Source organism: Clostridium estertheticum, assembly GCF_018861295.1.
Classification (GTDB): domain Bacteria; phylum Bacillota; class Clostridia; order Clostridiales; family Clostridiaceae; genus Clostridium_AD; species Clostridium_AD estertheticum_D.
Genome location: NZ_JAHLDM010000003.1, coordinates 36,209 through 51,212, shown reverse-complemented (window position 1 = coordinate 51,212; position 15,004 = coordinate 36,209). Strand labels below are relative to the sequence as shown.

13 protein-coding genes are annotated in these 15,004 nt (G+C 29.3%); 4 read left to right on the top strand and 9 right to left on the bottom strand.

From position 1 onward, the window contains the following. The first annotated feature begins 136 nt into the window (after nucleotides 1-136). Nucleotides 137-2,257, top strand: coding sequence for a methyl-accepting chemotaxis protein (locus KPL54_RS04350; RefSeq protein WP_216105124.1), 2,121 nt, complete (start codon nucleotides 137-139; stop codon nucleotides 2,255-2,257). A 52-nt stretch (nucleotides 2,258-2,309) separates the two neighbouring features. Here KPL54_RS04350 and gltX read toward each other — a convergent pair whose 3' ends face one another. Further along, complete coding sequence (gltX, locus tag KPL54_RS04345; RefSeq protein ID WP_216105123.1) at nucleotides 2,310-3,965, bottom strand: glutamate--tRNA ligase; 1,656 nt, start codon at nucleotides 3,963-3,965, stop codon at nucleotides 2,310-2,312. A 358-nt stretch (nucleotides 3,966-4,323) separates the two neighbouring features. Between gltX and KPL54_RS04340 the strand changes: the two genes are divergently transcribed. Next, nucleotides 4,324-4,974 carry a Type 1 glutamine amidotransferase-like domain-containing protein gene (locus tag KPL54_RS04340; RefSeq protein ID WP_216105117.1) on the top strand — a complete coding sequence of 217 codons (651 nt, stop codon included), beginning with the start codon at nucleotides 4,324-4,326 and terminating at the stop codon, nucleotides 4,972-4,974. 74 nt (nucleotides 4,975-5,048) lie between these two features. On the opposite strand, the gene KPL54_RS04335 is transcribed toward KPL54_RS04340, so the two are convergent. Together KPL54_RS04335 and KPL54_RS04330 are read right to left on the bottom strand one after the other, a co-directional pair. After that, the gene (locus tag KPL54_RS04335; protein WP_216105115.1) at nucleotides 5,049-6,476 is read right to left on the bottom strand and encodes an MATE family efflux transporter; all 1,428 of its coding nucleotides are present in this window, start codon (nucleotides 6,474-6,476) and stop codon (nucleotides 5,049-5,051) included. 147 nt (nucleotides 6,477-6,623) lie between these two features. Next, nucleotides 6,624-8,711, bottom strand: a complete 2,088-nt coding sequence (locus KPL54_RS04330) for a helix-turn-helix domain-containing protein (RefSeq protein ID WP_216105113.1) — start codon at nucleotides 8,709-8,711, stop codon at nucleotides 6,624-6,626. Nucleotides 8,712-9,069: 358 nt separating this feature from the next. On the opposite strand from KPL54_RS04330, the gene KPL54_RS04325 reads away from it, so the two are divergent. Both KPL54_RS04325 and KPL54_RS04320 read left to right on the top strand, forming a co-directional pair. Further along, nucleotides 9,070-9,750 (top strand): hypothetical protein, encoded by a 681-nt coding sequence (locus KPL54_RS04325; protein WP_216105111.1) that lies wholly within the window; start codon nucleotides 9,070-9,072, stop codon nucleotides 9,748-9,750. Nucleotides 9,751-9,777: 27 nt separating this feature from the next. Next, nucleotides 9,778-10,719: a GNAT family N-acetyltransferase gene (locus KPL54_RS04320; protein ID WP_216105109.1), complete on the top strand. Its 942-nt coding sequence runs from the start codon at nucleotides 9,778-9,780 to the stop codon at nucleotides 10,717-10,719. An 87-nt stretch (nucleotides 10,720-10,806) separates the two neighbouring features. Here the strand turns inward: KPL54_RS04320 and queC are convergent, their stop codons facing one another. Genes queC through KPL54_RS04290 form a run of 6 tightly spaced genes read right to left on the bottom strand, consistent with a single transcriptional unit; the run spans nucleotide 10,807 to nucleotide 14,984 of the window. Next, nucleotides 10,807-11,475 (bottom strand): 7-cyano-7-deazaguanine synthase QueC, encoded by a 669-nt coding sequence (gene queC / locus KPL54_RS04315; RefSeq protein WP_216105107.1) that lies wholly within the window; start codon nucleotides 11,473-11,475, stop codon nucleotides 10,807-10,809. Between the two features lie 37 nt (nucleotides 11,476-11,512). Then, nucleotides 11,513-12,103, bottom strand: a complete 591-nt coding sequence (gene folE / locus KPL54_RS04310) for a GTP cyclohydrolase I FolE (RefSeq protein ID WP_216105105.1) — start codon at nucleotides 12,101-12,103, stop codon at nucleotides 11,513-11,515. Nucleotides 12,104-12,107: 4 nt separating this feature from the next. Beyond that, on the bottom strand, nucleotides 12,108-12,773 hold the full coding sequence (gene queE, locus KPL54_RS04305) for a putative 7-carboxy-7-deazaguanine synthase QueE (RefSeq protein WP_216105103.1): 666 nt from the start codon (nucleotides 12,771-12,773) through the stop codon (nucleotides 12,108-12,110). Nucleotide 12,774: 1 nt separating this feature from the next. Next, on the bottom strand, nucleotides 12,775-13,206 hold the full coding sequence (gene queD / locus KPL54_RS04300; protein WP_216105101.1) for a 6-carboxytetrahydropterin synthase QueD: 432 nt from the start codon (nucleotides 13,204-13,206) through the stop codon (nucleotides 12,775-12,777). A 21-nt stretch (nucleotides 13,207-13,227) separates the two neighbouring features. Continuing rightward, on the bottom strand, nucleotides 13,228-13,986 hold the full coding sequence (locus KPL54_RS04295; RefSeq protein WP_216105099.1) for an acyl-CoA dehydratase activase: 759 nt from the start codon (nucleotides 13,984-13,986) through the stop codon (nucleotides 13,228-13,230). Continuing rightward, complete coding sequence (locus KPL54_RS04290) at nucleotides 13,986-14,984, bottom strand: 2-hydroxyacyl-CoA dehydratase family protein (RefSeq protein WP_216105097.1); 999 nt, start codon at nucleotides 14,982-14,984, stop codon at nucleotides 13,986-13,988. The genes KPL54_RS04295 and KPL54_RS04290 overlap by 1 nt, the downstream gene beginning before the upstream one ends. Nucleotides 14,985-15,004: the final 20 nt, after the last annotated feature.

The window sequence follows — 15,004 nt, the reverse complement described above, 5'->3', positions numbered from 1 at the left end:
AGGGACGGTTAATAACTTATATTAAAGTTATTAACCGTCCCTATAAACTTTAACATTTAGTTAACATGGACTTAACTTACGTCAAGTAATATAAAATTGACAATATATCCAATGTTATCTAAAGGAGCTGTATCCAATGAATATAAATTTTAAAAAACAAAAGGCAATAATTACGAAATTAACTACTAGAATTATAAGTATAATATCTAATATGGTTACAAGGGTTAAAAATATTTCAATTCCTATAAAGATTATTTTAATAGTAGCTGTAACCTTAGTTTTCTTTATGGTTATAGAAAATGCAATTATATATAGGGTTACTTATAATAAAATGGTAAGCACTAATAAACAAAATATGAAGTTAGTGTCTAATGAGGTATATGAAAATTTCATAAATTTAATAAAATTACAAACTAGTGATGTTGAAAAAAATGCATTAAATGCTGATGTTATTGGAGTTGTAAAACATAAAAATGTTACAGAGCGGGATGAGTTTAAAATAAAATATAAAGATGAAATTGAAAAAATGACAAATAAGTTAAATACATATGCTAAAAGTAACAAGAGTGATGAACATGAATTTATTGCAGATAAAGATGGGATAATTATAGTAGATAGTGATGAGGAATATTTAAATAGTGATTTAAGTCAAAATGATTATACAAAAAATGCCTTGAGGGGCGTGCCTTCCGTAAGTTCAGTATATACGTCCGTTGTAAATTTCAAACCAGTGGTTACATTTGTGCAACCAATTAAGGATGAAAATAATAAGGTAATAGGAGTAGCTGGGAAAAGTGTATACATAGACTACTTTTCTCAAAGATTTGATAAGTTTAAATTCTTAGACGATGGATTTTTGTTTGTAGTGGATAGTTCTCAAAACATAATATATCATCCAGACAAACATCTTATTAATAAAAAACTTGATATTACTGAATTGATTAGCATAACTAAGGATAAAAATAATTTTGAAAGGAGTGATATGAAGGAGTTTACATATAAGACAGGCAAAGATACATTTAATGCGTTTTATATTAGTGTACCTGAGCTTAAAAGTTTAGTGGTTTTCACAGTAAATGAGAATGATATGAAAAGCGCTTCAAATACAATAGGAAGACTTATAGTGTTAATGACTTTTATAATGCTTATAGTAATGGTACCTTTATGTTATATATGTATAAGGAAAATTCTGAGACCAATGAATATTCTTGTGAAAAATACAGTAGAAATTTCAAATGGAAATCTTGCAGTTGTGAACGTAATAAAAAGCAATGATGAAATTGGTAAACTAGGCTTAAGTTTTAATATTATGACGCAAAATATTAAATCTTTAGTTTATGACGTAGAGAAGGTAACGGAGGAGCTTTTATACATTAACAAGGTCACTTGCACAGCGCAACATAACATAGTAGCTGGAATGGAGATAATTACAGAAAATACTCAAATGGTATCTATTGACACAAATAAATTAACTAGTGTAATAAATTCAAGCGTAAGGTCTGTTGAAGGTATAACTAAAAAGATACAAAGCATAAAAGAACGATCTACAGATATGTATTTAAAGGCTGGAAACATTAAAATTATCAATAATTCAAATATAAGTTCAATCACTAGTCTGAAACATATAAATAAAGAAAGTACAAATAAACTAAATGGAGTAAATAAATCATTCAAGGAATTATATACAGATTTTATGAAGATCAAAAATATCGTAGATGTTGTAAATAACATATCTAAAAGAACTCATATATTATCTTTAAATGCGTCAATAGAAGCTGCAACAGCTGGAAAATATGGTGCTGGATTTAGTGTAGTTGCTAGAGAAATTAGAAGCTTATCGGAGGGTATTGGTGAGCAAATGAGCAAAATACAAGATATAGTTAGTAGTGTAAATAATAATATGTCAATGACTGAAATTAGCATAGGTGAGGTAAATAGGGTTTTTAATGAGCAAGATAATGCTATAAATGAAACTATTTTAAGTTATCAAAAGGCGTTAAGATCTACAGAGGATATAGTATCGTCAATTGGCAATATTGACATTAGTATTGATGTTTTAAATAATGAAAATATTAGCGTTATAAATACACTTAAAGAAGTAAATATTATTTGCGGGGAGTTTACAGATTCTGTTGGAAAAATAAGTTCTGTAATTGAAAATCAATATGTTGAAACTAAGAATATGGGTGGTCTAGTACTACAATTAGAGAATTCAACTAATGAACTTAGAGTGAAAATGAATAAATTTACTTTGTAAAAATAATAAAAAAGGAAACCAAATAAATATTGGTTTCCTTTTTTATTATATATTATTTAAAATCTTGGCTTAATCTTTCTATAACACGTTTTTCACCCATAGCTTGCATTACTTCATGTAGATCTTGAGTTTGTGTCTTATTAGTTAATGCTACTCTTACAATTGTCGCAACATCTGATAATTGACCTTTAAATAACTCTGGATTTTTTTTATAAGTTTTTGCGTTTTTAGCATATCCAAGGTTTAAAGCAAGTTCTTTAAGTGTTGCAAACCAAGTATCATTATCATGAGAATAATCATATACACCGATATAACTTGAAAGAACACTTCTTACCTCATCCATTGGTATATGATCAGGAAAATTGTATCCCTTAGTAAGGCTATCGTTATAAAGATCATCAAAGAAATACTCAATATGTTCTTTTACATCTAACCATTTAACAAAATCTTTTCTTGGCTTATCATTTTCTCTTTCTATATTAAATATCTTTTTAGCATATTCTTCATTCTCTATTAACAAATTTGACATTTTAACATCATAATCTTTAGCCCAATTAAGATAAAGTTCATATACAGTAGCTGCATTCATGGTAGCTATAACATTTTTACTAATATCATTAAGTTTTAAAATATCAAATAAAGCTCCACTTTTGCTCATGTTTTCAAGGGTAATATTAAAGCTTGTGCAAGGAATATTTGCGTGTGTATCTCTCCACTCTTGAAAATCAGAATTAATTAAATTTACAAGATATTCAGCTACAGATACAAAGGGATACCCTTCAGATTTATAAAAATTCATGGAAATTTCAGGGTCTTTTCTCTTGCTGAGCTTACGTTTTGAAGCTCCATCCATTTTCATAATTGTAGGTATATGAGCATACTGCGGTGGCGTAAAGCCCAACATTTCAAATAACTGCAAATGTATAGGGAGAGATGAGAGCCACTCCTCACCACGAATTACATGGGTTGTTCCCATTAAATGATCATCTATAGCATGAGCAAAATGGTATGTTGGAATTCCGTTTGTTTTAAGAATTACAATATCTTGGTCATTTTCTGGCATACTTATGGTCCCTTTAATTAAATCATTACAAACAACTCTTTTGCCAGATGCTTCAGGTGCTCTAAGTCTTATAACATAAGGGGTGCCCTTATTTAATTCAGAATTAATTTCATCCGTTGTTGAATTTCTGTGAACTGCCCATTTTCCATGATATCCTGTATTAATTTTAAGTTCTTGTTGAATTGTTCTTGTTTTATCCAAATCCTCTTCAGTGCAAAAGCAAGGATAAGCTAAACCTTTAGATATTAGAGATTTTACGAAAGTGTGGTATATATTAATTCTATCACTTTGTTTATATGGTCCATATGCACCTTTCTCACTAGTAGAATCTATAACGCCTTCATCAAAATTAATTCCAAAATCTCGAAGAGTGTTAGTACTATCTTCGATGGCACCAACTACCTCTCTTTTTTTGTCAGTATCCTCTACTCTAAGATAAAATATACCTTCACTTTGATGAGCAAGTCTTTCAGATATAAGAGCAGCAAAGACACCTCCAAGATGTTGAAAACCAGTAGGGCTTGGGGCGTATCTTGTAATCATAGCATTAGGTTTAAGATTACGTTTTGGGTAAAGAGTTCTATAGTATTCTGGAGTTTCTTTTACGTTAGGTAATAATAAATCAGCCAGTTTTAAATAATCCATATTAATCATCCTTTCTTATGTAAGTATTTTAATTTAAATAAAAAACCTCTCATCCTAAAATATAATAGGACGAAAGGTAAACTTCCGCGGTACCACCTAAATTGAAATTATATATGCTTATATCTTTTAGTACATTTAAACTTAATTATACATATATTTTTAGAAGATGTCAATATAGAATACTCTCACTTTTTTTGATAAAGACCATATGTTAGTAGTAGAGCAGGAATATTGTGTTTGAAATTCTCATAGACTAAAAAAAGAAATATATATATATCCATGTATAGGTTTTCATAAATGTGGTATAATATATAAAATAATGAAAATTTTATAAGAATATGAAGGAGGTGATAATAGTATGGGCGCGTTAGTTTTGCTCAGTGGTTTTACGAAAAAGGATAATGTTAATTTAATAGAGAGGATGAAAGAAATATTTTTAGATAGAAAATATACTTTGAGTTATATACCTTCAATGACAGATAAGAAATTAGAAAGTTTTAAAAAGGCAAAAATACAATTGCGTGAATATGGAAATTTTGAAATTAAGTATTTTGATATAGATGATTTTTGTAGTATAGATACAATAGATGCAATATTTAAGTCAGATGTAATATATTTATCAGGTGGAAATGCTTACTATTTTTTAAATAATCTTAAGAAAAGATATTTTATAACAAGGTTAAGACGATATGTCCAAAATGGTGGTTGTATTATAGGGTTATGCGCAGGTGCAATAATGATGGCAAAGGATATATCAGCTGCACAATTTGGTAGTGAGGATATAGTAGGTTTATCAAATCTATCATCTTTAGCTCTAGTTGATTTTAATTTTATGCCACATTGGAATATGAGTAGTAAGTATTTAGATGATTTAAAGAAGTATTCTAATAATACTGGTAATGTAGTTTATACATGTAATGATGGGGATGGAATAGTTGTAATTAACAATGAATTACAATTTTATGGAGATATAAATATGATAAAAGAGGGAGAAATAGAGCAAGTATAATTAAAAATCGATGTTATAATATATTTTATACATCGATTTTTTATAAAACTGTGTCTTTGTTTTGTAGAAGTCTATTAACTAGCAGTACTAGCAATGCTCGCAAGTCTTATTTTAATCTTATTAAGTTTAAAAATTTGATGCCTCTCTAGTATTTCAAGGGATGTATAAGTGTACCTAATAAATATAGCAGCTGTAATAAAAGATATCACATCTGAAATGGGATAAGCGAGCCATGCTCCGGATACACCCATATTAAGACCAATTACAAATGAATATACGAGTGGTATAAATACTATTAGCTGCCTAAATATTGATAACTTGAAAGATGCCTTAACTCTATTTATAGCTTGGCAATAAGATATTGATAAATAATATACGCCAATGCAAGGGAATACAGCTATAACCATTCTAAAAGCCTTCGATGTTTGTTCAATAATGGCTTTATCATTTATAAATAGGCCTATAAATGTATCTGAAAAAATCATAAATATTGCCCATAATAAGGTCGAGCTTACGGATACTGCAATTATGGACGACTTAACAACTTCTTTTAACCTTGTATAATTTCCAGCACCAAAATTATATGCAGCGATCGGTTGCATAGCTGTGCTTATACCCATTACGGTCATAAATAAAAACATTGAAACCCTTGTAGTTAAACCAATGGTTACGATGGCCGAATCTCCACCATAGGAAAATAATAAATTGTTTAATATAGCAGCAACTATTGCGTCTGATATTTCTATTATAAATGTTGAAAATCCAACACATACTATTCCAACAGACACTGCTTTGTTTAGGGTTAATTTAAAAGAAAATTTCAGGCTCATTTTTAATTGAATAAATACAATAAGAACATATATAAAAGCTATTATTTGAGATACAACGGTCGCTATAGCAGCTCCTTTTACTCCGTATGAGAATACATTTATTAGAAAATAATCTATAATTACATTGAAAATTGCTCCAATAGAAGTGCTTAATAAAACTATTTTTGTGTTTCCAAAAGAAGTTATAATATACGATGCGATTATAGTAAAGGATTGAAATAGTACACCTACTAATATTATATTTATATAATCTTTTGCAAGAGAAAATGTATTTTTAGAAGCTCCTAGGCTAATTAGAATTTTATCTTGAAAAACAAAAATGCTAATACCGATTATAGATATTGTTATAAACATTAGAACTATAGCATTTGGTATAATTATCTTAAGATTTTCGAAATCTTTGTCCCCACAACTTCTTGAAACGGAAGTTGAAGCACCGATAGCTATAAGCATAGATATGGCAAAAAACAATCTTTGAATTGGAAAGGCTATTGTTAGAGCACCAATCGCATTAGCACCTATAGCTTGACCTAAAAACATAGAATCAACCATGTTGTACATTTCGGCTACCATTAAAGAAATTATTGCTGGCACAGAAAATTTAAATAATAGTTTCCCGATTTTTTCTTCACCAAACATTTTGTTACTTTCTGTGATATTACTTATCGTCATTAAATCCACTACTCCTTAAAAAATTTTGTTTCTATGATATTATTCTACTCTATTATGTATTTTTTAACATTCACACGGTTGCTAGATAAAAAGTACAAAGTTGCTAACATGAGACTTTGTATTATACACAAATAACAAAAAAGCACCCTAAAATAGGTGCTTTTGTACTTCTTGAAGAACTATTAATGTGGAACCATAACCTTCTATCTTTATTATATTATTATAAACTGCGTTTTTTTTAGCATACGATAAGGAAATGTTAGGGGTAGAAATTTTAGTTAGAAGCTTCCACTCATCATAACCAAGTCTTTTTGGTTTACCCATTCGTAACCAAATATCATAAGCTGATCCAACTTTTTCTCCAATTTCATATTTAATAACTTTGTAGTCATGAATCAAATTTTTAATTGATAAGGATATTTTTCTCTCAGTAATATTTTTACGGCCCTTACCTTTAGCTAAATCCTCTAGCTTAATTAGGGTATTAAGTTCATCACTGTAACTGTAAAGTAAAACTTGGATGTCTTCATCTCTTCTTGTGATAATATATCCATCACCTTTATCAATAACTTCATTTCCTAGTTTAGACAATAAATAATAGGCATAATACGAAGCTTTTTTTATTCCATCTAAGGTAAGAAGGCCAGGAGATCCAAAAAACAGTTCGTTATTTAAAATTGAGTTTTCTTCTACGGTGTCAAAAGCCTTTAGTGCATTCAAACTGCTAGTATCATTAATGAAATTATGAATAATATATGGAAGCATATATGAAGAGTCATAAATAGTATTTATAGCTTCTGGACCATTAAAAGGTTCTTCTATTAAATCCTGTAATTGATATTTTTCGAAAATTTGTTTTGAAATATCTATGTATTCTATGGATAGATCCTTTGAAACTTGGAATTTCCATAACATTACAATTTCAATTCCGTATATATCAGCGAAATATAATATAAAACTCTCTAAAAGTTTAATGAAAGAACTTTTATCTTCAAAGATTTGATCTAAAATTATTACTGGTACAAGGGATATGTCCATTAAAAATTCTAATAGTTTTTCAACTTCATTCCAATTTAAAAAATTTACATTTTCATTAAAATATATTTTCATTTCTTTTCCAAAGAGATTTTGGACTATACCATTTTTAAAACCTATGGCCTCTTGAAAAGTTCTTAGGTATTCCTGTTCCCTTGCTTTAATAAGTTCCTTTGCTTGACCTAAGTTTATGTTTTCTTCCCATTTGTGGTATAAATGCGAACCTTTCAGCGTGAAATCTGTTTGTAGTTTTATAATTTTATTTGTATAGTTAAATCTATCATAGTCTTCTAAATAATTAGATAAATATTGAATGGAAGTAGAGAGGTCATAAGTTTGTATTTTTTTAAAACTATCAAATTTATCTGCTGGTATATCATATTTTTTTCTGAATTGTAGTGGTGTGCACTTATAATGTTCTTTAAAGCTTTTATTGAAATACCTGGCATGAGAAAAACCAACATCAAAAGAAATATCGGATATGGTTTTATCAGTATCTAATAACAATTTAATAGATTCATCTACTCGTACATTATTAACTAATTCTTTTAAATTTGTTCCAGACATTTCTTTTATTTGATGACATAAATAATAAGAACTTAAATATTCTATATTTGCTATGTCTTGCAAACTTATCTTATTCATATAGTTATTGTATATATAACTTATGATTCTATGATACCTTTGAAATTGCGTTACATTTTCTTTTATATCTTTTTCATCATATGTAAGATAGTGAAAATTGTTTATTAAATGGAATAGTAACTTTACTAAAATGGATTCTATTTGATCATCGAAATTCTCGCTTTTTTGTATTACTTCGCAAGCTAAAATAGACAAATATTTTCGTAGAACATCATATTTTTCTTCTCTTTGTGCACCTTCTTCACTTGAATTTGTATAAAAATATATATTTTTCATATCATCATAATATTTTTCGAAAAATATAGGGTCTAAGTGGAAAATTAATACCTTGTTTTCAACCTCTGAGTAAATTCTGTGGGCTTCATCACAATTTATAATTTCAAGTTCACGCTCGTATACTTCATAATTGCCTGATTCTATAAGTACATTAATACTGCCCTCTAGTACAAAAATTATTTCGATAGAATTATGCCAATGTATTGGGTAGTCATTTATATTCTTAAGGGAGATACTTATAGGTAAATCATTCATATAACTTATATATTCTTTTCTCATTGTAGTAACCTCTTTACTTGCGATTATGTGTATATATATTATACATCTTAAATTACAAGATGATACACCACATAATTTATTATGTAATTTAAATTTTATATTCTAGGTATTAAAGATAAAAACTTATCAAATTATAAAAAACATAAAAATTGGATAATTGGGAACAATATAATAATAATATTAGAATATATTAATTGACAAAGATGATTGTTGTGGAAAATAATTATGCTAAAGTTTATAATATAAATAATTTCATTTTTTTAATTCTAAAAAATATTATTATATGAAAATATAAAGTTTAGACATCTTTTAGAAGGAAAGTCACCTATTTATATAAGTGCATACAAGGAGAAATGAAATGGAAAAGTATGTTTATGTTATTATTTCAAGAACACCAACATCTACAGGAAAGATAGTTAGAAAATTTTTAAAAGAAAAATACAATCATGCTTCAATTAGCTTAGATAAAAATCTAAGTCAAATGTATTCCTTTTGTAGATTCTCAGTAAGTAATCCCCTTGTGGGGGGCATAGTTCGTGAGAGTGCGTTTACCCTTACTATAGGATTAAAGGAGAATGTACCTATAAACATATATCGGATACCTGTAACATCAGAAAAATATGAATTGATAAGTAAATTTATTTATGGAGTTTATAACGATACAGAAGTTTACTACTATAATTTTCTTCAAGCTATTGGTCTTATTAATAATAAAAGGCATGCTATTTACAAGACATATATATGCACTGAATTTGTTATGGAAGCTCTAAGGCAAGCAGGAATAAGTCTTACTACATTAGAACCATATCAGATAACACCTACAGATATTTGCAGGATCATGGGTGAATTTATTTGCTATTCAGGTAATCTAGACGACTATCCATTTAGGATACAGATAAAAACGAAAAATGATGAGCTCTTTTTTTGTAAAACAGGTTTTTTTTATGAAGGATTACATACTATTAAACATTTCTGGATGGTTGTTTCTAGAGATAGGAATAGTAAAAGAGTTAGTAAAAGTAAGAGGAGTAGAATTTAATTTAAGGTAAATACTAGGGGGAGAATAATGGATAGTTATAATCATACTATTTGTATGAAATTAAAATTGGATGAGGAAGATAATAAGGCTGTTAGGACCCTTTGCTCTATTTGTTATGAAAAACAAAAGACCTACTTAAAATTGGAACTTGATTTAAAAAAAAGTCAAAGAAAAGAAAATAAAAAAGATGAAGCTCTGCTAGAATTTCTTTATTATGAGAATAAGACCTTAGTAGGATATTTAGGGGTATGCAATTTCGGAGGAAATTCAGTCCAAATAAGCGGGATGGTACATCCTGACTTTAGGCGAAAGGGAATATTTAGAAAACTATATCTTATTGCAAAGGAAGAATGGCAAAGAACATCACCAATTGAGGTTCTAGCGCTATGTGATCATACATCTACTTCTGGAATAGAATTTATAAATTCTATTGGAGGTGAATATGTATCCTCAGAGTATAAAATGTGCTTAAATAAAAAAGAGTTAGAGTGCAAGATTAAACAGTCACATGAAAATGCTAGTATTATTATACTTAGATTAGCGACTAGTGAAGATGCTTCTGAAATTGAAAACCAAACTTCTATTTATTTTGGAAAACCACAAAATGAAATTGATGGTGAAGATGTTAAGGTAGTTAATGTGGATAAAAAAGACGTAGAAAACTCTTTCATTCAGCAAGGTAATAATTTCATTAGCTATATGGCGCTTCTTAAAGAAGAAATTATAGGGAAGGTTCATATTAGTATAATTAATAAGGAAGGTTTTATTTATGGATTTGGAGTGCTTCCAGTATTTAGAGGAAAGGGTTATGGTCGGGAAGTTCTATTAGCTACATTAGGTATATTAAAAGAAAAAGGCGCTGACAACATTTTTCTCGAAGTTGAGTCGCAAAATAAAAATGCACTTGGACTTTACGAATCTTGCGGGTTTGAAGAGGTTGGTGTAATGGATTATTATGTAATGATTTGATATAGTTAGGGTTTATAACTGGAAAGAAATATATTATACAATAAACAAACTGTTATTACAAAGCAAGGCAATGTAATAACAGTTTGTTTATTTGTTAGACACTAAATATTTTTCTTTGAATTCTATATAACCCTTTTTTCTTAATTTACAAGAAGGGCAGTCTCCACAACCATTACCTTTTATACCATTATAACAAGTTAATGTTTGCTCTTTAACAACGTCAAGCACACCTAAATCATAAGCCATTTTCCAAGTTTCTGCTTTGTTAATCCACATCAAAGGTGTTTCAATTACAAAATCATAACCCATGGCTAAATTTAAGGTAACATTTAAGGATTTAATAAACACATCTCTGCAATCTGGGTATCCACTAAAATCACTTTGAGATACACCGGTTATAATATTACGTATACCTCTTTGCTTAGCAAACACGGCTACAAAAGTTAAAAACAATAAGTTACGTCCATCTACAAAGGAATTAGGAACACTATCTTTTGGGGCTGACGTGTCCACTTTCATATCTTTTCTTGTTAAGGAATTTGGTGCTAACTGGTTAAGTAAATGCAAGTCTAAAACATGAAATTCAACGTCATGCTCTTTACATATAGTTTTTGCACAATCAAGTTCTAATATATGTTTCTGGCCATAATCAAAAGACACAGCTATAACTTCCTTATATTTTTTTAATGCCCAAAATAAACAAGTTGTGCTATCTTGTCCGCCGCTGAATACTACTACTGCTTTTTCTCTATTCATAATCTACACACTCCTTTTAATTTGTTTAAATCTTTACTTATTTATTATAAAGCATCATTAATTTATTGTTTAAAATTATGTCAGTATTAAATCTTCCTCTAAAAGTAGTGGACATTGTTTTAGTACCTGGCTTTTTTATTCCACGAGTAGTCATGCAGGCATGTTCACCTTCTATAATAACAGCGATGTCAGCAGATGCTGTTACTGTTTGCATGATTTCTGCAATATCTGTTCCTATTCTTTCTTGAAGTTGAAGTCTTCGGCCTACCATATCAGCTATTCTTGCTATTTTACTTAGACCAATAATCTTTTTATTAGGAACATATGCAACTGTTACTTTCATATCATACATAAGTGCCAAATGATGTTCACAATGACTAAAAATTTGTATATCTTTCATTATAACTATATCACGAGAATCATCATTAACTATTAAATCATCAACAAATGTTGTATCAAACATTTTAGCAATTTCAGCATTGCTATAACACATACCGGCAAATACTTCTTCGTACATTTTAGCTACACGCTTAGGGGTATTTTTGAGGCCTTCGCGGTTGGGGTCATCACCTAGTGCTATTAAAATGCCTCTTATATGCTTCTCAATTGCGTTTGTATCAATTGCCATAATTTTATACACCTCTCTTATTTGGATCCCAAATGATTTTGTGAAGTTGAACTTGAAGATTAACACCATTCATTTTATTGCTTTTCATAAATTCTACAATCTCTTCTAGGTCAATTTGTCCAAATACTGGACTGATATATACATTTGTTTTATTTGTTAGTGCATATTTATCTATTATAGATTTGGATTTTTGTAAATCTTCCATACTACTAGCCACAAATTTAACTGTATCTTTATAAGTTAAATAAGCAAAATTATTTAAATCCATTGGACCTTCCATATTGCTTGATGGTAGTTTATAATCCATATTAAAGCTTGGTGGATTTTCTATACTCGAAAACTTACCTAAATTAATACTACCATTAGTCTCAATTTCAATATGAATTGAGTCATCGATTGACAAAACATTTAAGAGCTCTATAATTCCTTCTTGTAATAGAGGTTCACCACCAGTTAAGGTTACATTTCGAATTTGGGTAGATTTTATATATTCATATATATCATCGGGTGTCATAAGGTTATAACTGGCATCTTTCTCATTAGCCCAAGTGGTATCACAGTAGCTACAATTAAGGTTACAACCTGCAAATCTTATAAATACAACAAGTTGCCCTGATAGTGGACCTTCTCCGTTAACACTTATAAACTTTTCAACCACTTTATATTCCACTTTAATGTGCCTCGCTTTCTTCATATGATGCGCTATTATTAGGTGTTTCATAAACGGTAGTTCGTTTTACATTATATCCTTTATCTTTCATTTGTTTAAAGAAAAATTTTGCAAAGTTTTCAGCTGTTGTTCTAAAATCAACAAGTATCACTTTAAATCCGTCCTGATTTATACAATTTAGGGTCTCGTCTCTCATGCTTCCTATTTGCACAATTAGAGCATGGTCATAGGAGTCAGCCATGGACTTAACATCCCTTTTTAAATCACCAAAATCTATTACCATACCTTCTAATTGACCGCCTTTTGTTAATGTTTCCGATTGTACTTCGACTTCAACCTTCCATCTATGTCCATGAATATTTGCACACTTTCCTTCATATCCAGAAAGAAAATGCGCACTATCAAAGCTATGTTCTGATTTCAAAATATACATATGGGGCATTCCTCCTAAAATTTATAAAAATTTACTCCCGTAATAACAACATCCAATGGCCCCATTAAACTGAGGGTCTTCGATAGATACTATTTCGTCGTAATTGTTACTTAAATATTTTTTGATTGCAATATTACTTGCAACACCACCTGTTAAAATTAATTTTTTACCACGAAATTTACTAAGTAATGGTAGGAGCCTTTTGTATAGGGAGTAATTAACGCTAGAGCACAAACTTTCTATACTTACACCTTCGGCTATTTTACCAATTAACTCTGATTCAGAAAATACTGCGCAAGTTGAATTAAGTTCTTTTGCATTTTTATAATGCTTACTCATCTCACTAAGTGATACTTCTAACACATTTGCCATATTTTCTAAATATCTACCACAAGATGCAGCGCATTTTTCATTAAGTTCTAGGTCTGTTGTGATACCTTTTTCTACTTTTACAATTTTAACATCTTGACCACCTATATCTAAAAGTATAAAATCATTTAAACCTGTTTGATAAAATCCTCCATATACATGAGCTTTTATCTCATTTATGGGTGAGAATAGTAATAAATCAGTGTTGTTTTTACCATAACCTGTAGAAACTGCTTTATCAATATGGCTAATATCAAGCTTTTCTAAATCAACAATAATTTTACCATCAAAGTTACAATAATTTCTGTAAAAATTCATTGTGCTTACTTTCTTTTTTTGTATTATCTTATTGTCTTCCATTAAAACTATTTTAACCTCACGGCTTCCAAGGTCTATACCTAGTATGCGCATTATTTAGCCTCCTTCAAATCTAGTAACATATCAAGGAAGGCTTCTAACCTAAGTTTTGTTCTTGCATCTAAGACGTTTAATTTGTCGCCTTCAATATTTAATATAGGAATATTTAATTTCTCTTTTAAAACTATATCTGCAACTGCCCTATAGCAAAATGCTTGAGTGTAGTGAATTATTCCGTCTAATTTACGATTGTCTATTTGTTTTTGAATCTCTACAATCCTAAAATCCGTATCATAAGGATAAGTATAATCATAATATTGATGATATATATCCATGGTATTATTAGCTCGTGGAAAAGCAAATTCTCTTTGGACCTCATTGTATACAAAACTAGCATTAAGATTTTCAACAAATGAGTATATATCTGGAGTCATAGGGGGCACACCAATATAGCCAAGGCGAAGTTTTCTAATTACTGGTTTTCTGCTTTTAATTTCATAAATAAATTTTTTTAAATCAACGTCAAAAGCATCTACATTACAATTAAAATCACTTGAACTTACTTGATAAAGATGATTTTCAAAGCCTGTTGCTTTATTATCTATATAGGTTAATTCATCAATTTCTTTGACCAAGGCGCGAGTTTTATTTAGTCGGGTTTTAACTATTTCAACTTCTTTTATTGTTACATTAAAGACATCCATAAATTTTTTTATTTCATGTTCTACATCCTCTAACTTGTGACTATGAGGAAAGGAAAATGGATAAACTTTTATTCCTCGTAGTTCTAGTACTTCAATTAGAGCTTTTGTGTTAGAACAATCGCCTTCAACAACTCCAACTATTTCTTTTATGTCATTTTGTAAACAGGCTCCATAAATACCCTTTATCCAGGTACATAAACTCCTAGGGAAGCCATCTCTTTCCGCAATGTCTATATATTTCAAATAGTCATCTGAGGTTATAAAAATATTGTTTAAATCGACAGGTGTATAACCTGCTGCAATTAGAATTTCTACTGGAACAGTAGTTGTTAAACCTATTTTTTTCATTGTGATTCCTCCTAAAAAAT

Coding starts and splice junctions, on each gene's coding strand:
- KPL54_RS04350 (WP_216105124.1), top strand. CDS start 137: ATGAATATAAATTTTAAAAAACAAAAGGCAATAATTACGAAATTAACT.
- gltX (WP_216105123.1), bottom strand. CDS start 3,965: ATGGATTATTTAAAACTGGCTGATTTATTATTACCTAACGTAAAAGAA.
- KPL54_RS04340 (WP_216105117.1), top strand. CDS start 4,324: ATGGGCGCGTTAGTTTTGCTCAGTGGTTTTACGAAAAAGGATAATGTT.
- KPL54_RS04335 (WP_216105115.1), bottom strand. CDS start 6,476: ATGACGATAAGTAATATCACAGAAAGTAACAAAATGTTTGGTGAAGAA.
- KPL54_RS04330 (WP_216105113.1), bottom strand. CDS start 8,711: ATGAGAAAAGAATATATAAGTTATATGAATGATTTACCTATAAGTATC.
- KPL54_RS04325 (WP_216105111.1), top strand. CDS start 9,070: ATGGAAAAGTATGTTTATGTTATTATTTCAAGAACACCAACATCTACA.
- KPL54_RS04320 (WP_216105109.1), top strand. CDS start 9,778: ATGGATAGTTATAATCATACTATTTGTATGAAATTAAAATTGGATGAG.
- queC (WP_216105107.1), bottom strand. CDS start 11,475: ATGAATAGAGAAAAAGCAGTAGTAGTATTCAGCGGCGGACAAGATAGC.
- folE (WP_216105105.1), bottom strand. CDS start 12,103: ATGGCAATTGATACAAACGCAATTGAGAAGCATATAAGAGGCATTTTA.
- queD (WP_216105101.1), bottom strand. CDS start 13,206: ATGTATATTTTGAAATCAGAACATAGCTTTGATAGTGCGCATTTTCTT.
- KPL54_RS04295 (WP_216105099.1), bottom strand. CDS start 13,986: ATGCGCATACTAGGTATAGACCTTGGAAGCCGTGAGGTTAAAATAGTT.
- KPL54_RS04290 (WP_216105097.1), bottom strand. CDS start 14,984: ATGAAAAAAATAGGTTTAACAACTACTGTTCCAGTAGAAATTCTAATT.